The organism is Citrobacter sp. TBCS-14, from assembly GCF_005280805.1.
GTDB lineage: Bacteria > Pseudomonadota > Gammaproteobacteria > Enterobacterales > Enterobacteriaceae > Citrobacter > Citrobacter gillenii.
The window spans coordinates 1-23407 of sequence record NZ_SZWM01000294.1 but is presented as its reverse complement, the minus strand read 5'-3'; the positions used below and the strand labels follow the sequence as shown (position 1 = coordinate 23407).

The 23407-nt window shown below is 47.8% G+C and carries 25 protein-coding genes, 1 pseudogene and 1 other annotated feature; of the genes and pseudogenes, 15 read left to right on the top strand and 11 right to left on the bottom strand.

Going from position 1 to position 23407, the window contains the following annotated elements:
* Positions 1-28 precede the first annotated feature (28 nt).
* A complete protein-coding gene (locus FDX22_RS13650) occupies positions 29-1321 on the bottom strand; it encodes an HlyC/CorC family transporter (protein WP_135911576.1) in 1293 nt (430 codons plus the stop codon).
* Positions 1322-1339: 18 nt separating this feature from the next.
* On the bottom strand, positions 1340-2131 hold the full coding sequence (locus tag FDX22_RS13645; protein ID WP_096756093.1) for an inner membrane protein YpjD: 792 nt from the start codon (positions 2129-2131) through the stop codon (positions 1340-1342).
* Between the two features lie 165 nt (positions 2132-2296).
* Between FDX22_RS13645 and ffh the strand changes: the two genes are divergently transcribed.
* From ffh to FDX22_RS13595, 9 genes and pseudogenes are all read left to right on the top strand, one after another.
* Entirely contained in the window at positions 2297-3658 is a 1362-nt protein-coding gene (ffh, locus tag FDX22_RS13635; RefSeq protein ID WP_096756094.1) for a signal recognition particle protein, read from the top strand.
* Between the two features lie 251 nt (positions 3659-3909).
* Positions 3910-4158, top strand: a complete 249-nt coding sequence (gene rpsP / locus FDX22_RS13630) for a 30S ribosomal protein S16 (RefSeq protein ID WP_003031228.1) — start codon at positions 3910-3912, stop codon at positions 4156-4158.
* 18 nt (positions 4159-4176) lie between these two features.
* Positions 4177-4725, top strand: a complete 549-nt coding sequence (rimM, locus tag FDX22_RS13625) for a ribosome maturation factor RimM (protein WP_096756095.1) — start codon at positions 4177-4179, stop codon at positions 4723-4725.
* Positions 4726-4769: 44 nt separating this feature from the next.
* Positions 4770-5183 carry a hypothetical protein gene (locus FDX22_RS13620; protein ID WP_370317245.1) on the top strand — a complete coding sequence of 138 codons (414 nt, stop codon included), beginning with the start codon at positions 4770-4772 and terminating at the stop codon, positions 5181-5183.
* Positions 5140-5712: pseudogene (gene trmD / locus FDX22_RS13615) on the top strand (tRNA (guanosine(37)-N1)-methyltransferase TrmD); the annotation flags it as partial. The gene FDX22_RS13620 and the pseudogene trmD, both read left to right, overlap by 44 nt.
* A 39-nt stretch (positions 5713-5751) precedes the next feature.
* Positions 5752-6099, top strand: coding sequence for a 50S ribosomal protein L19 (gene rplS / locus FDX22_RS13610; protein ID WP_002914145.1), 348 nt, complete (start codon positions 5752-5754; stop codon positions 6097-6099).
* A gap of 498 nt (positions 6100-6597) precedes the next feature.
* On the top strand, positions 6598-6987 hold the full coding sequence (locus tag FDX22_RS13605) for a GtrA family protein (RefSeq protein ID WP_146717331.1): 390 nt from the start codon (positions 6598-6600) through the stop codon (positions 6985-6987).
* On the top strand, positions 6971-7945 hold the full coding sequence (locus tag FDX22_RS13600; protein ID WP_146717330.1) for a glycosyltransferase family 2 protein: 975 nt from the start codon (positions 6971-6973) through the stop codon (positions 7943-7945). Before FDX22_RS13605 ends, FDX22_RS13600 begins: the two co-directional genes overlap by 17 nt.
* Positions 7946-7978: 33 nt before the next feature.
* The gene (locus tag FDX22_RS13595) at positions 7979-9346 is read left to right on the top strand and encodes a hypothetical protein (RefSeq protein ID WP_146717329.1); all 1368 of its coding nucleotides are present in this window, start codon (positions 7979-7981) and stop codon (positions 9344-9346) included.
* A gap of 47 nt (positions 9347-9393) precedes the next feature.
* Here the strand turns inward: FDX22_RS13595 and FDX22_RS13590 are convergent, their stop codons facing one another.
* Positions 9394-9891, bottom strand: a complete 498-nt coding sequence (locus FDX22_RS13590; protein WP_146717328.1) for a hypothetical protein — start codon at positions 9889-9891, stop codon at positions 9394-9396.
* A 686-nt stretch (positions 9892-10577) separates the two neighbouring features.
* Here FDX22_RS13590 and FDX22_RS31065 point away from each other — a divergent pair.
* Positions 10578-10709, top strand: coding sequence for a hypothetical protein (locus tag FDX22_RS31065; protein WP_255432917.1), 132 nt, complete (start codon positions 10578-10580; stop codon positions 10707-10709).
* Between the two features lie 4 nt (positions 10710-10713).
* Here FDX22_RS31065 and FDX22_RS13585 read toward each other — a convergent pair whose 3' ends face one another.
* The 4 genes from FDX22_RS13585 to FDX22_RS13570 all read right to left on the bottom strand — a co-directional run bounded on the left by FDX22_RS13585 (position 10714) and on the right by FDX22_RS13570 (position 13479).
* Positions 10714-11196, bottom strand: a complete 483-nt coding sequence (locus tag FDX22_RS13585; RefSeq protein ID WP_096756098.1) for an OmpA family protein — start codon at positions 11194-11196, stop codon at positions 10714-10716.
* A gap of 12 nt (positions 11197-11208) precedes the next feature.
* Positions 11209-12435, bottom strand: a complete 1227-nt coding sequence (gene dgcN, locus FDX22_RS13580) for a diguanylate cyclase DgcN (protein WP_115257739.1) — start codon at positions 12433-12435, stop codon at positions 11209-11211.
* Positions 12428-12946: a YfiR family protein gene (locus FDX22_RS13575; RefSeq protein WP_096756100.1), complete on the bottom strand. Its 519-nt coding sequence runs from the start codon at positions 12944-12946 to the stop codon at positions 12428-12430. The genes dgcN and FDX22_RS13575 overlap by 8 nt, the downstream gene beginning before the upstream one ends.
* Positions 12947-13104: 158 nt before the next feature.
* A complete protein-coding gene (locus FDX22_RS13570) occupies positions 13105-13479 on the bottom strand; it encodes a DUF2799 domain-containing protein (protein WP_096756101.1) in 375 nt (124 codons plus the stop codon).
* Positions 13480-13694: 215 nt separating this feature from the next.
* On the opposite strand from FDX22_RS13570, the gene aroF reads away from it, so the two are divergent.
* Positions 13695-14765: a 3-deoxy-7-phosphoheptulonate synthase AroF gene (gene aroF, locus FDX22_RS13565; protein ID WP_096756102.1), complete on the top strand. Its 1071-nt coding sequence runs from the start codon at positions 13695-13697 to the stop codon at positions 14763-14765.
* A 10-nt stretch (positions 14766-14775) separates the two neighbouring features.
* Positions 14776-15897, top strand: coding sequence for a bifunctional chorismate mutase/prephenate dehydrogenase (tyrA, locus tag FDX22_RS13560; protein ID WP_115257741.1), 1122 nt, complete (start codon positions 14776-14778; stop codon positions 15895-15897).
* Positions 15898-15944: 47 nt separating this feature from the next.
* On the opposite strand, the gene pheA is transcribed toward tyrA, so the two are convergent.
* The 4 genes from pheA to bamD all read right to left on the bottom strand — a co-directional run bounded on the left by pheA (position 15945) and on the right by bamD (position 18702).
* Positions 15945-17105, bottom strand: a complete 1161-nt coding sequence (pheA, locus tag FDX22_RS13555; RefSeq protein ID WP_096756104.1) for a bifunctional chorismate mutase/prephenate dehydratase — start codon at positions 17103-17105, stop codon at positions 15945-15947.
* Positions 17106-17127: 22 nt separating this feature from the next.
* Positions 17128-17253: a sequence feature (Phe leader region), on the bottom strand.
* Positions 17205-17252 (bottom strand): pheA operon leader peptide PheL, encoded by a 48-nt coding sequence (gene pheL, locus FDX22_RS13550; protein WP_101706155.1) that lies wholly within the window; start codon positions 17250-17252, stop codon positions 17205-17207. It overlaps the preceding feature by 48 nt.
* A gap of 103 nt (positions 17254-17356) precedes the next feature.
* On the bottom strand, positions 17357-17695 hold the full coding sequence (gene raiA / locus FDX22_RS13545) for a ribosome-associated translation inhibitor RaiA (RefSeq protein ID WP_096756105.1): 339 nt from the start codon (positions 17693-17695) through the stop codon (positions 17357-17359).
* Positions 17696-17964: 269 nt separating this feature from the next.
* Complete coding sequence (gene bamD, locus FDX22_RS13540; RefSeq protein WP_096756107.1) at positions 17965-18702, bottom strand: outer membrane protein assembly factor BamD; 738 nt, start codon at positions 18700-18702, stop codon at positions 17965-17967.
* Positions 18703-18833: 131 nt separating this feature from the next.
* Here bamD and rluD point away from each other — a divergent pair, with 131 nt between their 5' ends.
* From rluD to clpB, 3 genes are all read left to right on the top strand, one after another.
* A complete protein-coding gene (rluD, locus tag FDX22_RS13535; protein WP_096756108.1) occupies positions 18834-19814 on the top strand; it encodes a 23S rRNA pseudouridine(1911/1915/1917) synthase RluD in 981 nt (326 codons plus the stop codon).
* The gene (gene yfiH, locus FDX22_RS13530) at positions 19811-20542 is read left to right on the top strand and encodes a purine nucleoside phosphorylase YfiH (RefSeq protein ID WP_117343909.1); all 732 of its coding nucleotides are present in this window, start codon (positions 19811-19813) and stop codon (positions 20540-20542) included. The genes rluD and yfiH overlap by 4 nt, the downstream gene beginning before the upstream one ends.
* A gap of 129 nt (positions 20543-20671) precedes the next feature.
* The gene (clpB, locus tag FDX22_RS13525) at positions 20672-23245 is read left to right on the top strand and encodes an ATP-dependent chaperone ClpB (protein ID WP_096756110.1); all 2574 of its coding nucleotides are present in this window, start codon (positions 20672-20674) and stop codon (positions 23243-23245) included.
* The last annotated feature ends 162 nt before the right edge of the window (positions 23246-23407 follow it).

Genomic DNA, 23407 nt, shown 5'->3' with positions numbered 1-23407 from the left:
TGCAGATGCGTTACCCGCCGCGATATTATCATCCCTGGTCCGCCACGCTCTCCCGCAGCGGTTTTACCGGCAAGACCTGCACCTGTTTAATCATATTATCCTGTACGTCGAGAATATCGATATCGTACTGGCCAATACGCACCCGCGTACCGGCCACCGGGATCTCTTCCAGCGCTTCAAGAATAATCCCGTTTACGGTTCGCGCATCGTCTTCCGGCAGGTGCCAGTTAAAGGCTTTGTTGATTTCGCGAACGTTGGCGCTGCCGTCAATTATCACTGAACCGTCATTTTGCGGGGTGACTTCCTCGGCAAGCGTAGGTGACATGGAGGTGGTGAAGTCGCCGACAATCTCTTCCAGGATATCTTCGACCGTCACCAGGCCCTGAACGTCGCCATATTCGTTAACCACCAGGCCAACTTTCTTTTTGTTGCGCTGAAATTTGATTAGCTGGGTGCTGAGCGGCGTGCCTTCCGGGACGTAATAGATCTCATCAGCGGCGCGCAGCATGGTCTCTTTGGTGAATTCTTTTTTCTCTGCCATCAGGCGCCAGGCTTCGCGTACGCGCAGCATACTAATGGTATCGTCCAGCGAGTCGCGGTAAAGCACAATGCGGCCGTGCGGGGAGTGCGACAGTTGACGCACGATTGATTTCCAGTCGTCGTTGATATCAATCCCGATGATTTCGTTTCGCGGCACCATGATGTCGTCGACGCTGATTTTTTCCAGATCCAACACCGACAGCAGCATATCCTGATTACGGCGCGAGATTTGCGAGCGCGATTCATTCACCAGCGTTCGCAGTTCGTCTTTACTCAGGGAACTGCTTATCACGATATCCGTTTTGATGCCCATCATACGCATCAGCAGACGGGTAATGGTGTTCAGTAACCACACCAGCGGCATCATCAGAATTTGGAGTGGTGCCAGTAAGAAACTGCTGGGATAGGCGACTTTTTCGGGATACAGCGCGGCGATGGTTTTTGGCAGTACTTCAGCAAAAACCAGCACCACAAAGGTCAGCACCCCGGTGGCAATCGCCACACCCGCATCGCCATACAGACGCATACCGACGATGGTGCCAAGCGCGGAGGCGAGAATGTTGACCAGGTTATTGCCGATAAGCACCAGGCTTATCAGGCGGTCCGGTTTGCGCAGGAGTTTTTCAACGCGCTTTGCCTGACGATTCCCCTGCTTGGCCCGGTGGCGCAGGCGGTAGCGGTTCAGGGTCATCATTCCGGTTTCGGAACCGGAAAAATAGGCTGAAATAACCACCATGATGAGAAGCGTAACAATGAGCGTGGTGGTGGAGATGTGTTCCACGTAGGGTTCCTTAAAGACTTAACTCACAAGCTGTTGCAGTATGCGACTACCGAAATAGGCCAGCGTCAGAATGCCTGCACCTGCGACGTTAAACCAGACGACACGACGTCCGCGCCAGCCCTCATGGTAATGTCCCCATAGCAGAACGATATAGACAAACCATGCCACGATAGAGAGCACGGCTTTATCAATATTTTCGGTACTGAACAGGTTGTGCATGTAAAACAGGCCAGTGCACAGGGTCAGCGTCAGCAGAACCACGCCTATCTGAGTGATGTGAAACATTTTGCGTTCAATGCTCATCAGCGGCGGCATTTCATTGTTGAACGCCAGTTTTTTGTTTTTCAGCTGATAATCGATCCATGCCAGCTGCAGTGCGTACAGGGCGGCAATGATCAGCGTGGCATAGGACAACAGCGAGAGCCCGATGTGGATCATCATGCCCGGTGTGGCTTCAAGGTGGGTGATGTACTCGTTGGGCATAAACGTGGCGCAGGCCAGATTGATTAATGCAAACGCATACACGATCGGCAGCAGCAGCCAGCCGCGATTGCGCGAGGCCACAATGGTCATTACCGTACAGATCATCAGGCTAACCAGAGAACCGACGTTCAGCAGGCTCAGGTTTTGTCCATTCTCGCCACCGGGCAAAATACGTGCTTCCAGGGCAAAAGCGTGGCACACCAGCGCGATAACCGCAGAAAGGATAGCCATACGCCGCCAGCCGCTGTTTTTTTGCAGCAGAGCGGGAACGATCAGCGCAAGGCTGACGGAATAGGCGACAAGGGCGAACAAAGCAAAAACGGGCATATAGGTGTCGACAGTTGACCAGTGATAAAGAAAAGCAGTATAGCGTTACGTGACCGCTGCTCCAACCGTTGCATAACAACAAAGGCGGCTTCATGTTATACTGCGACAAAATTCTGTTGATGTGTCGTGCAAGCGACCGACCGTTTCCACCCCAGGCGAGAGACAATGTTTGATAATTTAACCGATCGTTTGTCGCGCACGCTGCGCAATATCAGTGGCCGTGGACGCCTTACTGAAGACAACGTTAAAGAAACGCTGCGCGAAGTGCGCATGGCGCTGCTGGAAGCTGACGTTGCGCTGCCGGTAGTGCGTGAGTTTATCAATCGCGTAAAAGAGAAAGCGGTTGGTCATGAAGTTAACAAAAGCCTGACCCCGGGTCAGGAATTCGTCAAAATCGTTCGCAGTGAACTGGTTGCGGCGATGGGCGAAGAGAACCAGACCCTGAATCTGGCCGCTCAGCCACCGGCCGTGGTGCTGATGGCGGGTCTGCAGGGTGCCGGTAAAACGACCAGCGTGGCGAAACTGGGTAAGTTCCTGCGCGAGAAGCACAAGAAGAAAGTGCTGGTCGTCTCTGCCGACGTTTATCGTCCGGCGGCGATCAAACAGCTGGAAACGCTGGCTGAGCAGGTTGAAGTCGACTTCTTCCCGTCTGACGTCGGCCAAAAGCCGGTCGATATCGTTAACGCTGCGCTGAAAGAAGCGAAGCTGAAATTCTACGACGTGCTGCTGGTGGATACCGCCGGTCGTCTGCACGTTGACGAAGCGATGATGGACGAAATCAAACAGGTCCACGCGTCTATCAATCCGGTAGAAACGCTGTTTGTTGTCGATGCCATGACCGGTCAGGATGCCGCGAATACCGCAAAAGCCTTCAACGAAGCGCTGCCGTTAACCGGTGTCGTGCTGACGAAAGTCGACGGTGATGCCCGCGGCGGTGCCGCACTCTCTATTCGTCATATCACTGGTAAGCCGATTAAGTTCCTCGGTGTTGGCGAGAAAACCGAAGCGCTGGAGCCATTCCATCCGGACAGGATTGCTTCGCGTATCCTCGGCATGGGCGACGTACTGTCGCTGATCGAAGATATCGAAAGCAAGGTTGACCGCGCGCAGGCTGAGAAGCTGGCGACCAAGCTGAAGAAGGGCGATGGTTTTGACCTGAACGACTTCTTAGAACAGCTTAATCAAATGAAAAACATGGGCGGCATGGCAAGCCTGATGGGCAAGCTGCCGGGCATGGGTCAGATTCCTGACAACGTGAAATCGCAGATGGATGACAAAGTGCTGGTGCGTATGGAAGCGATCATCAATTCGATGACGTTGAAAGAACGTGCCAAGCCGGAAATCATCAAAGGTTCGCGTAAGCGCCGTATCGCTCAGGGCTGCGGTATGCAGGTACAGGACGTTAACCGCCTTCTGAAACAGTTCGACGACATGCAGCGCATGATGAAGAAAATGAAGAAGGGCGGGATGGCCAAGATGATGCGCAATATGAAGGGCATGATGCCGCCAGGATTCCCTGGTAGATAAATATATCGGGCTACCTTATTTGCCATTTTGACGCCGGAGTGTGCTCGAAATGCTCACGTACTGCGTGTACGCTCCGCTTTCTGCGCGCACGCCGACGCCAAACTGGCTGCAACGGTAACGCCCTGGTATCAAGCTTCATCACATGTTGATTGCTTTTTTCTCAGAAATCAGTAAAATTTTCGGGCTTTTAATATGACACCGGGTCCCTTCCCTCGATGGGGCCCGGTGTTTTATTCACACAAGAGGATGTTATGGTTACTATTCGTTTAGCACGTCACGGCGCTAAAAAGCGTCCGTTCTACCAGGTTGTTGTTACTGACAGCCGTAATGCACGCAACGGTCGCTTCATCGAGCGCGTTGGCTTCTTTAACCCAATCGCTAGCGAAAAAGAAGAAGGCACTCGCCTGGATCTGGATCGCATCGCTCACTGGGTTGGCCAGGGCGCGACTATTTCTGATCGCGTAGCTACGCTGATCAAAGCAGCAAACAAAGCAGCTTAATCTGTCACGGTGGTCATGATGAGCAAGCAACTCGCCGCACAGGCGCCCGTAGAACCCATAGTTCTGGGGAAAATGGGGTCTCCTTACGGTATCCGTGGTTGGCTCAGAGTGTTTTCTTCCACTGAAGACGCCGAAAGCATTTTTGACTATCAGCCCTGGTTTATCCAGAAGGCGGGTCAGTGGCAGCAAGTACAGCTGGAAAGCTGGAAGCACCACAATCAGGATCTGATCATCAAGCTGAAAGGTATTGAGGATCGGGATGCGGCGAATGTACTGACGAATTGTGAAATTGTCGTAGATTCCTCGCAGTTGCCAGCGCTGGATGATGGCACTTACTACTGGAAAGACCTTATGGGTTGCCAGGTAGTGACCACTGAAGGCTACGAACTCGGTAAAGTCGTCGATATGATGGAAACCGGATCGAATGACGTCATCGTCATCAAGGCAAACCTGAAAGATGCGTTTGGTATCAAGGAACGTTTAGTACCGTTCCTCGATGGGCAGGTTATCAAGAAAGTCGATCTCACTACTCGTACTATCGAAGTAGATTGGGATCCTGGTTTTTAAACCACCGGATAAACGGTAAAAGTCGGCGTGATGGGGATTGGCTTGTGTTTATAGGTATCGTTAGCCTGTTTCCAGAAATGTTCCGCGCAATTACCGATTACGGGGTAACTGGCCGGGCAGTAAAAAATGGCCTGCTGAACATCCAGAGCTGGAGTCCTCGTGACTTTGCTCATGACCGGCACCGTACCGTGGACGATCGTCCTTACGGCGGCGGACCGGGGATGTTAATGATGGTGCAACCTTTACGGGATGCCATTCATGCAGCAAAAGACGCGGCAGGTGAAGGCGCGAAGGTGATTTATCTGTCACCTCAGGGACGCAAGCTTGATCAAGCGGGCGTGAGCGAACTGGCAACGAATCAAAAGCTGATTCTGGTGTGTGGTCGCTATGAAGGCGTAGATGAGCGCGTAANAACCTTTACGGGACGCCATTCATGCAGCAAAAGCTGCGGCTGGTGAAGGCGCAAAGGTGATTTATCTGTCACCTCAAGGACGCAAGCTTGATCAAGCGGGCGTTTGCGAACTGGCAACGAATCAAAAGTTGATTCTGGTGTGCGGTCGCTATGAAGGAATAGATGAGCGCGTAATTCAAACCGAAATTGATGAAGAATGGTCAATCGGCGATTACGTTCTCAGCGGTGGAGAATTAGCAGCGATGACGCTGATTGATTCCGTCTCCCGGTTTATTCCGGGGGTACTGGGTCATGAAGCATCGGCAACGGAGGATTCCTTTGCCGATGGGTTGCTGGACTGCCCGCACTATACCCGACCTGAAGTGTTAGAGCAGATGGAAGTACCGGCAGTTTTGCTGTCGGGGAACCACGCTGAGATACGTCGCTGGCGTTTGAAGCAGTCGCTGGGCCGTACCTGGCTTAGAAGACCTGAACTTCTGGAAAACCTGGCTCTGACTGAAGAGCAAGCAAGGTTGCTGGCGGAGTTCAAAAAGGAACACGCACAACAGCAACATAAACATGATGGGCAGGCGTAAGCCCCCAATATCAGTTTACCCAGGATAAGAGATTAAATTATGAGCAACATTATTAAGCAACTTGAACAAGAACAGATGAAGCAGGACGTACCTTCCTTCCGTCCGGGTGATACCGTGGAAGTGAAAGTATGGGTTGTTGAAGGTTCCAAAAAACGTCTGCAGGCATTCGAGGGCGTGGTTATCGCTATTCGTAACCGCGGTCTGCACTCTGCATTCACTGTTCGTAAAATCTCCAACGGCGAAGGCGTTGAGCGTGTCTTCCAGACTCACTCTCCGGTAGTTGACAGCATTGCTGTTAAACGTCGTGGTGCTGTTCGTAAAGCTAAACTGTACTACCTGCGTGAGCGCACTGGTAAGTCTGCTCGTATCAAAGAGCGTCTTAACTAAGATATCGCTCAGGCGACATCCTGTCAGAAGGGGCTGGCCAATAAGGCTGGCCCCTTTTTTATGTTATTTCTCCATAATCCATCGGTAAACATACAAATAACGTAGCTTATTTTTCTGACAACATTGCACAATCAGGTATATTTTTGTGATTGATCATTTCATACTACTTGTACTAACTTACTTCAAAGTGAACAACTACATCTTGTATTTCAGGTCTATAATTAATCCGAAAATGTTGAGTTGTTGTCAAGTAAATACACTACAAGCAAACGATCGTACTTAGTGAATCATCTATCAGTTAAGAGAAAAATTACCCTATCTCTCCGCTGAAGTGTCGGGTTTTGACATAGGTTATAAATGTTTTGCACTTTTTGATAAGATAAATTGTCATTTTGGCTAAAATCAGACATCCTAACTATCATGAGTGTATCAATAAAATTATAGTAAAAAACAGTAACATATAGTATTATCAAAAGTTAATGTTTTTGGTGATAGTCAATGAAAAAAATCGGGTTGTTTTTCTTGTTTGGAGTTTTGCAGTTCGCTGTTGATTCCTTTATTTACACAATATTATCAACAGTAGGTGTAAATATTATTTTGGCTAATATTTTATCAAGAGGAAGTGCCGCATTGATAGGCTATTTCGTTAATGGAAAATATACCTTTGATAAAAATCCATCTGCAGGGACTTTTATTAAGTTTTGTATTTACTGGCTCTTCATGACAGCGCTAAGTAGCTGTTTTCTTTGGGTTTCGAAAGAAATATACAGCGGAGTGGAAAATGTTAGTTTTACATTTATAAGTAAGGTTCTGGTAGAATTAATTTTGTTTTTTATCAGTTTTATTCTTGCAAAAAAAATGGTTTTTACTAATGAAAACAATGCATAAAGAGATTAAAGTAGCTGTTGTTATACCCTGCTATAAAGTTAAAAAACATATTTTTGATGTAATAAGTAACATCGGGGATGAGGTGTGTCTTATTTATGTTGTAGATGATAAATGTCCAGAGCTGTCAGGGGAGTATGTACAGAAAAATTGTACAGACCCTAGGGTTAAAGTGATATTTAATCATGAGAACCAAGGGGTTGGTGGGGCTGTAATAAGTGGCTACCTAGCTAGCCTTGAAGATAATGTAGATATTGTTGTCAAGTTAGATGGTGATGGGCAAATGGATCCATCATTAATTGGTAATTTTATAAATCCTATCTCAAAGGAGCTTGCTGATTATACTAAGGGTAATCGGTTTTATGATGTAGAAAGTTTGAAGCCTATGCCAAAGATAAGACTTTTTGGTAATACTGTACTTTCTTTTATGACTAAGTTTTCATCTGGATATTATAATATTTTTGATCCGACAAATGGTTATACTGCCATTTCATCATTCGCATTAAAAAAATTGAACCTTGATAAGTTAAATAAGCGATATTTTTTTGAATCAGATATGCTATTTAGATTGAATTTAATTAACGCAAAAGTTGTTGATGTTCCAATGGATGCTATTTATGAAGATGAGGAATCAAACCTTCATATCAAAAAAATAATATTTCCTTTTTTGAAAGGACATTTGAAAAATGCAACCAAAAGAATTATTTATAATTATTTTTTGAGGGATTTTTCAGTTGCCTCAATTGAGCTTTTTTTCGGCATTTTATTATCAATGTTTGGTATATTATATGGATTAGTTGGCTGGTATAAATCTCTGTTATTTAATGAATTAGCTAGTGGTGGTACCGTAATGTTATCTGCGCTACCTATTATTTTAGGTATGCAGCTTTTATTGGGTTTTATTCAGGCCGATATTGAACGTCAGCCAAAAAACTCAATAACTGAATTGTTTAATAAGTAATTGCACTAGTTGATATTGTAAAAAGGAGTGTCAATGAACATTGGTATAAAGATGTCCGCCGATAACGACGCAAAGTTGAATAATCTATTTTCGTACATGGTTGCCGTGGTTATAGCCTACTCCGTGTATTATATTTTATGCCCTGGATTTATTTCGTATGATACCCTTGAACAATACAAGCAAGCTGCAGGAATAATTCCAGTATATACCGCCCATCCGGTAATAATGTCATATTTTTGGATGCTTCTTATTAAGCTGACAGATAGGCCTGAATTACTATTCCTCCTATTCCAGTTCTTGTACTGGAGCTCAGTAGCATTGCTTGCAAATGTACTAACAAAAAAAATATCTAAAAGACTTATTATTATATTTTTTGTCGGGTTTTGGCCACCATTGTTTCTAATTTCATTAAACGTCTGGAAAGATGTAGTAATGATGTGTGCATTATCAATATCTGGAATATCTATATATGCTTATTCGCGGACGCCTAAGCGATTTTGGATAATACTTTGCTTAATTTCTCTATTAATAGCCACAGCAGTTAGAGTTAATGGATTTATTCCATCAGTATTTATTTCAATGGGCCTTTTTTTAATATTCTTTATAGAAAATAAAAATAATTTCCTTAAAAGTATTATAAAGTCTATGATATGCGCAATGCTGTTTTTAATAACATCAATTCTATTCGTTTTTGCAATTAATAGTAGCGCAGTAAAAACACCCAGTTTAGGTTCTCTAGTTGGTTGGGATTTTGCCTGTATTTCCATCGACGAAAATAAAATTGTCATTCCAGATTATATGATTAAAGGGAAAAATAAAGAAACCCTCCTTCAGGAAATGAAGCTTGCTAACAGTAGAGAGGCTAATTTTCCTGTCTTTTCTGTAATTTCCACATATATTGATGCAGAGGACCAGGGAAAACTTAAATATGACTGGATACGGATCATTATAGAGAACCCTGAGGCATACTTTAAACATAGATGGTATGTTTTTTCTGTATTATCTGGTAAGTCGGTGAATGGACACACCTATTATCCATTCCATCCAGGGATACAAAGCAATGATCAGGGTTTTTACTTTAAGCACATTAATGAAGATACTGCCAATACGTTGATTGGATTCTTTACGTTAGTTGCGGACACTATACCGTTTAAGGTCTATATTTATTATATTATTTCAATTTTAATTATAGTTCGGTGTGTGTATAATGCGGTGACAGCTAAAGGAAATGCTTACACAAATATAGCAATTTCAACAATCTGCATAAGTGGATTAATGAGTAATCTATCATTGTTTTTCTTAGCAACAGCAGCTGATTTTAGATATTCAATATGGCAAATATTATCTGTGGTTATTGCAACATTGATGATGGTATCGTCATCTAGATATCAAAAAAAATAATAGTGTATTAAGTTTAAAGGGTGATATATATTTATCACCCATTTAATTCAATGTATATTGGTTTGTTGTTGAAGGTTTTTGCATAAATAATATTGTTGTCCCTTGATTCCTATCACATCAAGGTCAATAATCCCTTTAACTGAGGAGGCTTGGATAAACGTTGTAAATCCAGAGTCATCAAGCCCTTGCTTAAAATAAGCAGATACATCATCTCGTTTTGTTTTAAAAGTGCTATATCTTGCAACATTACCTTGTGAGTCCGTAATTGCTATTTGTACTTTATCAAAAGTAATTCCCTCATTGGTATTTAAAACAGCCCAACCATTTATAACTAAGTTTTCATTGTTACCTATTGATGTAGATGATGAAATTCTCTTAGCGTTAATTGTTTCTATTCCTCCGGCACAATCTATACTTTTATAATTGTCTGGTAGCGAGTTGAATTTTTCTGAGTGCTGCTCACCACATCCTGAAAATATAAATGAGGATGCGATAAAGAATAACTTCATACATAAATTTCTTTTTTTACTTTTCAAGTTAATCATGGTTTTTTGCTCTATAGTTAAATGTCTGGTTATTATATTATAAATTGATGTGTTAGTAAATTTTATACTGTAGCACTACATTGATGCTCATCGTTTAATTGGCCTTAGCAAAATATCCATAGCAGCATCGTTACTTTCTTGGACGGCAAACCACCCCCAATAGATGTTTATGTCGGTTGTCAGATGTATCTCGTCGTTTTTTGTTATGCAGTTTTGTATATCTCTTCTGTGGAGAGATTTTCGCGTTATCACTTTTTTCTCTAGTCGATTAGCCCGTCCTCCCCTTTCATGTCGACTCAATGTGTGCTTCAAAAAACGCGTATACTTGGGAATCTTTGTGGTAAGTAAATGCTTCTATTATTAATTATTAATTATTAATTATTAATTATTAATTATTAATTATTAATTATTAATTATTAACTATTAATTCACAATTGTTAATTATAGCTGGAGAAACAGTGGAGAATAATGCTATTTCTCAGCCAGATAATCAACGCCAAGGCATGGCTCGTGTTATTACACTGATCTTTTGGATGTATGGCGTGTTGTTGCTGTAGTAAAAATGCGGTTGTGCCTGACGGTATTCGTCTAACACTACTTCCCTTAACTGTATCAGATACCTATGTGTCGTCGTGCAGGTCTGCTTTGTTATGATATTGGCGATACGTGGGAAGGGGCGATGTGCGGTGCTGGTAGTGGCTGGCGTGCTGGGGATGGCGATGCCGGTAGCGGGCGTAAGCCTGCTGCTGTTTATGATGATTGACTGGCTGCGCTGGTACAAAATGTCGCAAAATCTGTTGGCGCAGTCAGCCGAGTAAGACATTAAGGCGTGCTGATGACGACCGCAACGCGGCGGTTTTCGGCACGGCCTTTTGAGCTCTGGTTACTGGCAATCGGGTATTTTTTGCCTAATCCCTGAGTTGTCAGATTGGTGCGTGGGATGTTGGCACCTTGAGCCCAGGCATCTGCCACGACGTTAGCTCGCTTAAGCGACAGTGCTTCGTTATAGCTGTCTTCGCCGTAGTTATCGGTGTGACCATCCAGACGCGCATGATTCAGGCCGGTAGCCGCCAGTTTAGCTGCCATTTCTTGGATCTGTTTTTCACTTTCAGGACGCAGCTTATAGTCATTTTTATCAAACAAAATGGTATCAGACAGACCCAGCGACCAGTCGCCAGATGCTTCGGTAAAGCCGTATGATTTCATGGCTGCAACTTGCTCAGGGGTGAATTTACCCTGAGGGGCCTGACAGCCAGCCAGAATCAGTATGATAAGAATAAATGGCGATAATAGACGTTTCAGCATGTGTGTAATTCCTTATTTTTTAATAATGCGTTCAGAACGCAAATGTTTAGCCTGATACATATTGTGATCGGCGAGTTCTTGTAATTTCTCGGCAGAGGCATGTTCCCACGTCAGCGCAAACCCAATGCTTAGCGTCATGCTTGCCAGATGACCATTGTGAAGGTCAAATGGACGGTTAAACTCTTGCGATAGTGCCGCGCAGATACGCTGAACTTCATTCTCCGAATGCACGCTGTATAGCACCATCGCAAACTCATCGCCTCCGAGCCGGTACGGTTGATGGTGATTGCCACCAAACTCGGCCAGCCTTTTAGCAACTTCAATCAATACCCGGTCTCCTGCTGCATGCCCCCAGGTATCATTAATAAATTTAAAATTATCGCCATCAAGGAATAACAACGCCGAGCTGCTGTGAGCGGATTCGTCGTTCATCAACGCGTTAATGCTGCTACGAAATGCGGCGCGATTAGCAAGTCCGGTCAGGGGATCGTGCAGCGCGGTGCGCAACAACTGAGCATTTTTGGCTTGCAGGCGCAGTTGCCACTCTTCCATCTCATCCAGCAGACTATTAAAGTCCTGGGCAAACAGATGAAACTCTTCAATGCGTTCTTCAGACACGCGGCGTGAGAAGTTGCGGTTGGTGCGAACGTCGTGCACCACCTCGGTAATATTTTGCAGCGCTTCAACAACGCCATTGTGCAAATAGCGGGTGAGCATTAATGCAATACCGGAGGCCAGTAAAATGCATCCGGTAAGCACAGCCAGTGACAGATAGATGAAATGGCTAATGACGCTGTCGCGGGCTGTCAGGCGCACTTCCCCAATGACGTTGCCATTGTGCAAAATAGGCTTTGTCACCGGCTGTGGGAATAGCCAGTGACTGATCAGACCGCTAATCTTTTCTGTTGTATCCTGGGCGTCATAGCGCCAGGTGGCGATCACCTTTTGATTTTTATTGCGTACTTCGGCAACGGAGAATTGCCCCTGTTGCCCTAGCGCAGCCAACGTTTCGTTTGCTGCAACGCTATCAGAAAACACCAGCGAGGCTTCAAGCGATCGGGTCATGGTCGCGGCGGTCAGATCGAGGTTTTTTTGCGCATATTGTTTGAGTGCCAGCACGGAAGAAATGCTCAGCAGCAGCCAGATCAGCGTCATAGTGACCAGAACGCTGACGATGCTGATACGCCGTAGTGTCCGTTTGAACGTTGGGCGTGTTATGGGAGAAATACCCTTATCCATCCTTATTATTCCGTGCAAGCATCAATACGTCTGGACTGACCCTTACACCACTGCGTGACAGGGAATCCATATTTACCGAAAACCTCACTTCTTCATTATTTATGATGAGGCAAAAAGCGCTACCAATAACGCATTCGGTATTCTGTTCGGCAATTAATAACAATGCCTTAGTTGGAAATTGACTCTTTAATTCCACCTGAAATGTTGGGGATTCAGTGCCAAAATAAAAACCGTCACACTGAGCTACGACACTGTCTTGTTGCGTATGAACGATGACGGGAAGATAGGGTAACGCTCCGGCATGGGTATCCTGCAGCACACTGGTAAAACGTGATGAAGAGAAGATACACAGTTTGGGCGGACCGGAAAGCGCTGGCCAGCGCGTATAGCTGACGATGCCGGAAACCATGGCGCGTACGGATTTCGCCTCTTCCGTAGCGTTTTGGGCATACAGCGGTAATCCGGACAATAGCAGTGCCAGTAGAAGTATGAGTCGATAAGAAAAGCTCATGAAAAGGTACCTACCAGCGTTAGCCGTAATACGTCGAAATACACTCACGATTGTTCGCAACAAAGTAACATTATTTTATCAGAGCGTCATTATATCTGGATGAATAACATTATCGATTTAAGTTAAATCTTATTGATTTATCGGATATAACTTCTTGTTTAATTTAATCTTATAGAGGCTGCGCCTTCATTTGAACCTTTTTGCCAGGCACTGTGTAATTGGTCGACATTTTCAACGGTATCACAGCTTGGAGGGAAGGTTTTCCCGGCCAGTCCCCTGGCGTAAACAAAATCCTGCTGGCAGGTTTTACGTTGTCCTTCAGCGTAACCCTTAAGATATTCCGTACGATCGATTTCGGGGTCATTGTAGTTGTCGGCAAGAGTTTCATTATCTTTAATGACATACCCTGAAATAGCATCCTGGATCCCGGCATCGTACCAGTCGGTGCCGGTCCAGGTGGGGGCATGGGTATAGGGATCTATCTGACATCCGCTTAGCAGTAACACCAGTACCGTGTTGATAAGTCGCTTCATTGCTGATACTCCCTGGTTTTTTTAAAGCATAGCGGATCTCTTAAATGGCGTGTGTAAATTTAAATTTACGACATTCCGCGCCAGTTAGGCCTGTTTATACTGGCTGTAAATAAAAATTTACGCAACTTGGATTGAAATCTTTACCCGTTGTGTTATCGTAATTACCTCCTCGCTGAGGAACAACTATCGCAAACGAGCTAAACAGGATCACCACCATGCAAAAAGACGCGCTGAACAACGTACACATTACTGATGAACAGGTTCTGATGACTCCGGAACAACTTAAAATGCAATTCCCGTTGAGTCTGGCGCAAGAGGCGCAAATTGCGCAGTCGCGCAAAACCATTTCTGACATCATCGCCGGTCGCGATCCGCGTTTGCTGGTAGTGTGTGGTCCTTGCTCTATTCATGATCCTGAAATGGCGCTGGAATATGCCCGTCGATTTAAAACCCTTGCCGCAGAGGTCAGCGATAGCCTCTATCTGGTGATGCGTGTCTATTTTGAAAAACCCCGTACCACCGTCGGCTGGAAAGGGCTAATTAACGATCCTCATATGGATGGCTCTTTTGATGTTGAAGCAGGTCTGAAAATTGCGCGTCAGCTGTTGCTTGAACTGGTGAATATGGGGCTGCCGCTGGCGACAGAAGCATTGGATCCCAACAGCCCGCAGTACCTGGGCGATCTGTTTAGCTGGTCCGCTATCGGTGCGCGTACGACTGAATCGCAGACTCACCGTGAAATGGCGTCGGGTCTGTCGATGCCGGTTGGTTTTAAAAATGGCACTGACGGCAGCCTGGCGACAGCGATTAACGCTATGCGCGCAGCAGCTCAGTCTCACCGCTTTGTGGGTATTAACCAGGCAGGACAGGTGGCACTGCTGCAAACGCAGGGTAATCCGGACGGTCATGTGATCCTGCGCGGCGGTAAAGCACCGAATTACAGTCCGGCAGATGTCGCTCAGTGCGAAAAAGAAATGGAGCAGGCGGGACTGCGACCGTCACTGATGGTAGATTGCAGTCATGGTAACTCCAACAAAGATTACCGTCGCCAGCCTGCCGTGGCAGAGTCAGTGGTTGCACAAATTAAAGATGGCAACCGTTCAATCATCGGCCTGATGATTGAAAGCAATATTCACGAAGGCAACCAGTCCTCTGAGCAGCCGCGCAGTGCAATGAAATACGGCGTGTCCGTAACAGATGCCTGCATTAGCTGGGAAATGACGGATGCGTTGTTGCGTGAAATTAATAAAGACTTGAACGGCCAGCTGGCGACGCGCCTGGCTTAAGAGGTGGGTTATGGTGGCTGAATTGACCGCATTACGCGATCAAATTGATGAAGTGGATAAGGCGTTGCTGGATTTGCTGGCGCGCCGTCTTGAACTGGTTGCCGAGGTTGGTGAAGTAAAAAGCCGCTTTGGGTTACCGATTTACGTGCCTGAGCGGGAGGCGTCTATGCTGGCTTCTCGCCGTGCAGAGGCGGAAGCGCTGGGCGTACCGCCTGATCTGATTGAAGATGTATTACGTCGGGTAATGCGTGAGTCGTACTCTAGCGAGAATGACAAAGGATTTAAAACGCTCTGTCCAACGTTACGCCCGGTGGTGATTGTCGGCGGTGGCGGTCAGATGGGACGGCTATTCGAGAAGATGCTTACGCTGTCGGGTTATCAGGTGCGTATTCTTGAACAGCAGGACTGGGATCGTGCCGAGGAGATCGTGGCGGATGCCGGAATGGTGATCGTTAGCGTGCCGATTCACGTTACCGAGCAGGTGATCGCGAAATTACCGCGCTTGCCTGCTGACTGTATCCTGGTCGATCTGGCCTCGGTGAAAAACGGCCCATTACAGGCGATGCTGGCGGCGCACGATGGCCCGGTAGTTGGATTGCATCCGATGTTTGGTCCGGATAGCGGCAGTCTGGCAAAGCAGGTGGTTGTCTGGTGCGATGGACGCCAGCCGGAAGCCTATCAATGGTTCCTGGAACAGATTCAGGTCTGGGGGGCGCGGCTGCATCGGATCAGTGCCGTCGAGCACGATCAGAACATGGCGTTTATCCAGGCATTACGTCACTTCGCGACTTTTGCTTACGGGTTGCACTTAGCAGAAGAGAATGTCCAACTTGAACAGTTACTGGCGCTCTCTTCGCCGATTTACCGTCTTGAGCTGGCCATGGTCGGACGCCTGTTTGCCCAGGATCCGCAGCTGTATGCCGACATTATTATGTCGTCAGAAAGTAATCTCGCGTTGATCAAACGGTATTATCAGCGTTTTGGTGAAGCGATTGGTTTACTGGAGCAGGGCGATAAGCAGGCGTTTATCGACAGCTTCCGTAAGGTTGAGCACTGGTTTGGCGATTATGCCAAACGCTTCCAGAGCGAAAGCCGTACGCTACTGCGTCAGGCCAACGATAGCCGCCAGTAGCGTCGATACCGGATGGCGATGCCTACGCCATCCGGTATTGTCATACGTTAGCTCGGATCGACTGGCACCACGTTCTCACTTGGGTAACATCCCAGTACCTTCATCGAACGCGTAATTTCACCCAACTCCTTCAATGCTTTTTGCATTTCCGGCGATTCCAGGTTGGCCTGGATATCGAGATAAAACATCTCTTCCCACGGATTACCGTGAATCGGGCGCGATTCCAGCTTGGTCATAATCAGATTATGGTTGCGTAGCACCAGCAGCGCTTCAACCAGCGCACCCGCCTGTTGCCCTGTCGCTATCAACAGCGTGGTTTTCGCCGGAACCTGGTCGGAAACATTAATAGCCTTGCGTGCCAGCACGACAAAACGGGTAATGTTTTGCGTCTGATTCGCTTCAATATGTTCAAGTACCTGCAGACCGTGCAGCACGCCACCGGCTTCGCTGCCCAAGGCTGCCACGTGCGGTGAGTTCGCCTGGGCAACCTTTTCCATTGCCGCCGAGGTGCTTTCGGTATATTCGATCTTCCAGTGCGGATAACGATTGAGGAATTTGCTGCATTGCTGGAACGGTTGCGGATGGCTGTACACGGTTTCGATGCTATTCAGGTCCGTAGTACCGGAAACCAGCACGCAGTGGTCGATAATAATGGTCATCTCGCCGACGATGGAGAGGCTGGTGTGCTGCAGCAAGTCGTAAACATCGTTGATCGCGCCAGAGCTGGTGTTCTCAATCGGCACGACCGCGTAGTCCGCCTGTCCGGTTTCGACCTGATTAAAGATATCGGCAAACTTGGCGCAACCGCTTTCAATAAATTGCTCAAAATGGCGAGCGGCATACTGACGCGCAGCGAGGTGCGAATACGAACCTTTTGGCCCCAGAAACGCGACGCGGGCGGAGTGCGGATTGATTTTATTCAGATGCTGCTGCAGGAGCGCCTGCTGGGTGAGAACGGAATCTTCGATAATGAGCTGGAACAGGCGTGTGATGTAGTGGGCATCGAGGTGATGCACTTTACCCAACTGGATCAGTCGGTCCAGCAGATCGCGCTCGCGGTCAATATCGCGCACCGGACGATGAGAAAGCAGTTTTGCTTTACCGACTTCGACGGCCAGACCACGACGCTCAGCCAGCAGGGCCAGTAATTTTTCATCCAGCGAGCTTATCTTATCGCGCAGCGCCAGTAATGGGTTTTCCGATGTCATAGTGTTGCCTTTTTTATTATCAATAAAAAAGGCCCCCCGTTGTGGGAGGCCTTATTGTTCGTCTTCGCATTATTTATCACACGACGAAACGCCTCCCATTCAGGGGAAGGTAAAAAAGAATGCGAAGAAGAACGGAATAAGTTTCATGTCAATTTCCTTTGGCTACGTCAGTTAAAGTACCTGTACTGTTTTCACCCTGTCAACAAAAAACGCGCCCGAAGGCGCGTTGGCGATACACTCAATGTAAGGGACTACTCTTCTTCTGCTTCGACGAAGTTGGCGTCTTTTACTGAAGTTGTTGCACGACGGGCTTCGCCTTTGTGCTGCACTTTATTGAGCTGCCGTTCCAGCTTGTTGATCAAATCGTTAATAGCGGTGTACATATCTTCGTGCTTAGCGCTGGCAACCAAATGTCCGTTCGGTGTATTGATGGTGGCGTCAGCAGTGAAACCCTGTGGCTCCTTGGACAGAATGATATGTGGATTAATCAGATGAGTTTGCCATTTTTCAAGTTTGGCGAGACGGTCTGCGACATGCTGGCGAATTGCCGGAGTAATTTCCATTTGTTTACTGGTAATGTTCATTGTCATAAATTTTACCTCTTGTCTTTCCCGTCTTGGTGATTCCAGCATACCTTTCCTAATGTCAAAATGCGTGATCTAAATCACATTATTTTGTCGCTTTTTGTCAAGAAAACCTTTTTGTGAGGCACCGCAGGAACAGGCGATCTTTTACTTGAGGAATACCTGAAAGCAGGCCATATTTGATAGGATGCGTTGCAGCTAAACCGCTTCAGTTACGGCGTAAACGGATAAAAAAACGGCAGCCCGAGGGCTGCCGTTTTGCATTCAGCGAGGAATCAGGTATTACTGCTGTTGGCGGCAATAATTTTCGCCACTTTTTCGGCCTGTGCAGTCATCTGCATCTGGCGATAGGCGTTTTCCATCAGCGGTAAGGCATCACGTGTTGCCTGGGTATCCGGGAAGTCACGCAGCATACCTTCTACGCGGTTCACCACAGCAACCCACGCGCCGCGTGCGGTGTAGTACTCAGCAACGGAGTACTCATATTTCGCCAGGCGATCTTTCAGGAATACCAGGCGCTTGGTGGCGTCCGTTGTGTACTGGCTATTCGGGTAGCCACGTACCAGTTTGGAAAAGTCATTAAACGCAGCTCGGGCGTGCTGTGGATCGCGATCGCTGCGATCAACACCAAAGAATCCTTGCAGTGCGCTATCATCCAACGCCATATTGGTCAGGCCACGCATATACATGACATAATCAATGTTAGGGTGTGTCGGGTTCAGACGGATAAAACGATCGATGGCGGCCTGAGCGAGCGGCAGATCGGCATTTTTGTAGTAGGCGTAGATGAGATCTAATTGCACCTGCTGAGAATAAGGTCCAAATGGATAGCGATTATCCAACGCTTCCAATTGCGTTATTGCCTGTTTCCAGTTACCGTCCTGCAGCTTTTGCTGAGCAGTCGCGTAGATTTCATTTGGTGGGTTATCGGGCACCTCTTCCTTTGAACCAGAGCAACCCGCCAAAAACAGGCTCAACGTGGCTGCTGCCACCAGGTATTTCATGCGCGTCATGACGTTTTGACTTTCCTCAAAATGTTTTACGGGAGATTCTCTGTTCCTGCTCCCGGTTAAGACCAGCTACAATAGCACACTATATTAAACGGCAAAGCCGTAAAACCCAACGTTAAACGAAGAAGCAGTTTATGGCACAACGAGTAGAACTCACCGCAACAGTCTCCGATAATCAGCTCGGTCAACGCTTAGATCAGGCTTTGGCCGAATTGTTCCCTGATTATTCGCGTTCTCGCATAAAAGAATGGATCCTCGATCAGCGCGTGCTGGTAAACGGGAATCTTTGCGATAAACCGAAAGAAAAAGTTTTGGGTGGAGAACGTGTCTCCATCAATGCTGAAATTGACGAAGAAATTCGTTTTGAAGCGCAAGATATCCCGCTAGATATCGTCTATGAAGATGACGATATTCTGGTCATCAACAAACCACGTGATTTCGTGGTACATCCGGGTGCCGGTAATCCTGATGGCACGGTATTGAATGCGTTACTGCATTACTACCCGCCGATTGCGGATGTTCCTCGTGCAGGTATCGTGCACCGTCTGGATAAAGACACCACCGGATTAATGGTGGTAGCAAAAACGGTTCCGGCGCAAACGCGTTTGGTCGAGTCGCTACAGCTGCGTGAAATTACGCGTGAGTACGAAGCCGTAGCGATTGGTCATATGACAGCCGGTGGCACTGTAGAAGAGCCTATCAGCCGTCATCCCACCAAACGTACGCATATGTCCGTGCATCCCATGGGGAAACCTGCGGTGACGCATTACCGCATTATGGAGCACTTCCGTGTACACACGCGCCTTAGGCTGCGTCTGGAAACCGGACGTACGCACCAGATCCGTGTGCACATGGCGCATATTACCCATCCGCTGGTGGGCGACCAGGTCTACGGCGGCCGTCCACGTCCACCGAAAGGCGCGTCGGATGAATTTATTTCTACGCTGCGTAAGTTCGACCGCCAGGCGCTGCATGCCACCATGCTGCGCTTGTATCACCCAATCACAGGTATCGAAATGGAATGGCATGCGCCAATTCCGCAAGATATGGTTGATCTGATTGCCGTGATGCGTGCCGATTTCGAAGAGCATAAGGATGATGTGGCCTGGCTATGAGTAAGCTAATTGTCCCGCAGTGGCCGCTGCCGCAAGGCGTCGCGGCCTGTAGTTCTACCCGTATTGGTGGCGTCAGTTTGCCGCCGTACGATTCGCTGAATCTGGGGGCCCATTGCGGCGATAACCTGGAACATGTTGAAGAGAACCGCAAACGACTCTTTGCTGCGGGCAATCTGCCTTCAAAACCGGTCTGGCTCGAACAGGTGCACGGTAAAGATGTTCTGAAACTTACCGGCGAGCCTTATTCTTCTAAGCGTGCGGATGCGTCCTACAGCAATACGCCGGGCACCGTGTGTGCAGTGATGACGGCAGACTGTTTGCCCGTGTTATTTTGTAATCGTGCTGGCACGGAAGTCGCGGCGGCTCATGCGGGCTGGCGCGGGTTATGTGCAGGCGTGCTTGAAGAGACCGTTGCGTGTTTTGCTGATAAACCCGAAAACATTATTGCCTGGTTAGGCCCGGCAATTGGTCCCCGTGCATTTGAAGTGGGGCCTGAAGTGCGTGACGCGTTTATGGTCAAAGATCCACAAGCAGACAGCGCATTTGTGCCACGTGGTGAAAAGTACCTGGCAGATATTTATCAGCTTGCTCGCCAGCGTCTGGCACATGTTGGGGTTGAGAACCTCTACGGCGGTGACCGCTGTACGTTCAGCGAAAGTGAGACTTTCTTCTCTTATCGTCGCGACAAAACCACCGGTCGTATGGCAAGTTTTATTTGGCTGATATAACCTAAAGAATCAAGACGATCCGGTACGCGTAATTTTCTTTTCACATAATTCAGGTCATTCACCTTGAATAATTGAGGGATGACCTCATTTAATCTCCAGTAGCAATTTTGACCTGTTATGGGAGGAGTTATGCGTCTGGATCGTCTTACTAATAAATTCCAGCTTGCACTCGCCGATGCCCAGTCACTCGCACTGGGGCACGACAACCAGTTTATCGAACCACTTCATCTAATGAGCGCCCTGCTTAATCAGGAAGGGGGATCGGTCCGTCCTTTGTTAACGTCTGCTGGCATTAACGCCGGCCAGTTACGCACAGCCATTGATCAGGCATTGAGCCGCTTGCCGCAGGTAGAAGGCACCGGCGGTGATGTGCAGCCTTCTCAGGAGCTGGTGCGTGTACTGAATCTTTGCGACAAGCTGGCGCAAAAACGTGGGGACAATTTTATTTCGTCGGAACTGTTCGTTCTGGCGGCGCTTGAGTCACGCGGTACGCTGACCGATTTATTAAAATCAGCGGGGGCGACGACCGCTAATATCACTCAGGCAATTGAACAGATGCGTGGAGGTGAAAGCGTGAACGACCAAGGGGCTGAAGACCAACGTCAGGCCTTGAAAAAATACACCGTCGACCTGACGGAACGTGCCGAGCAGGGTAAGCTCGATCCGGTTATCGGTCGTGATGAAGAAATTCGTCGCACCATTCAGGTGCTGCAACGCCGTACTAAAAACAATCCGGTATTAATTGGTGAGCCTGGTGTCGGTAAAACGGCCATTGTTGAAGGGCTTGCGCAGCGCATTATTAATGGCGAAGTGCCGGAGGGTTTAAAAGGCCGCCGTGTACTGGCGCTGGATATGGGCGCGTTGGTGGCCGGGGCGAAATATCGCGGTGAATTTGAAGAACGTTTAAAAGGTGTGCTGAACGATCTGTCGAAACAGGAAGGCAATGTCATTCTGTTTATCGATGAGCTGCATACTATGGTTGGCGCAGGTAAAGCCGATGGTGCCATGGATGCCGGGAACATGTTGAAACCGGCACTGGCTCGTGGCGAACTGCACTGTGTAGGGGCTACAACACTTGATGAGTACCGCCAGTACATCGAAAAAGATGCGGCACTGGAACGTCGTTTCCAGAAAGTGTTTGTTGCCGAGCCGAGCGTGGAAGACACCATCGCCATTTTGCGTGGGTTGAAAGAACGCTATGAGCTGCACCACCACGTGCAGATCACTGACCCGGCAATTGTCGCGGCAGCGACGCTATCTCATCGTTACATTGCTGACCGTCAGTTACCGGACAAAGCCATCGATCTTATCGATGAAGCGGCGTCCAGCATTCGTATGCAGATTGACTCCAAGCCGGAAGAACTGGACCGACTCGATCGCCGAATCATCCAGCTCAAACTGGAACAGCAGGCGTTAATGAAAGAGTCTGACGAGGCGAGTAAAAAGCGCCTCGATATGCTTAATGAAGAGCTGGATGACAAAGAGCGTCAGTATTCTGAGCTCGAAGAAGAGTGGAAAGCGGAAAAAGCGTCACTTTCCGGCACGCAGACGATTAAGGCTGAACTGGAGCAGGCGAAAATCGCTATCGAACAGGCTCGTCGGGTGGGTGATCTGGCGCGGATGTCTGAGCTGCAGTACGGCAAAATTCCTGAGCTGGAAAAACAGCTGGAAGCAGCCACTCAGTCTGAAGGCAAAACCATGCGCCTGTTGCGTAATAAAGTGACGGATGCGGAAATCGCCGAAGTACTGGCACGTTGGACGGGGATCCCTGTTGCCCGCATGCTGGAAGGCGAGCGTGAAAAACTGCTGCGTATGGAGCAGGATCTGCATAACCGCGTCATTGGTCAGAACGAAGCGGTGGAAGCGGTATCCAACGCGATTCGCCGTAGCCGTGCAGGGTTGTCCGATCCGAATCGTCCGATCGGTTCGTTCTTGTTCCTTGGGCCAACCGGTGTCGGTAAAACCGAACTGTGTAAAGCGCTGGCTAACTTTATGTTCGACAGCGACGACGCGATGGTTCGTATCGATATGTCTGAGTTTATGGAGAAACACTCTGTCTCTCGTCTGGTCGGTGCGCCCCCGGGATACGTTGGCTATGAAGAGGGCGGCTACCTGACAGAAGCGGTGCGTCGTCGCCCTTATTCCGTCATCCTGCTGGATGAAGTGGAAAAGGCGCATCCGGATGTGTTCAACATTCTGTTGCAGGTGCTGGATGACGGTCGACTGACTGACGGGCAGGGGAGAACGGTCGACTTCCGTAATACGGTGGTCATCATGACTTCTAACCTGGGGTCCGATCTCATTCAGGAACGTTTTGGCGACCTGGACTACGGACACATGAAAGACATGGTGCTGGGCGTGGTCAGTCAAAACTTCCGTCCGGAATTCATTAACCGTATAGATGAAGTTGTTGTCTTCCATCCGTTGGGTGAACAACACATTGCGTCTATTGCCCAGATCCAGCTGCAGCGTCTGTACAAACGTCTGGAAGATCGTGGCTATGAAATCCACATCTCTGACGAGGCGCTTAAACTGCTGAGCGCGAATGGGTACGATCCTGTCTACGGGGCGCGTCCATTGAAACGTGCTATCCAGCAACAGATCGAAAACCCGCTGGCCCAGCAAATCCTGTCGGGTGAGCTGGTTCCTGGCAAAACGATTCGTCTGGAAGTGAATGACGATCGCATTGTGGCAGTGCAGTAAGTCACAAAATACTAAAAACGGGCCCTGCAGGGCCCGTTTTTGTTTAAAAACCAGGCGAAAATAACTTTCCATTACTGGTTTTGATGCAAAAGTAATCGGTTGATAAGTTTTTTGTATTTTCCCCTTGTCAGCCTGAAATAACTCCCTATAATGCGCCTCCAC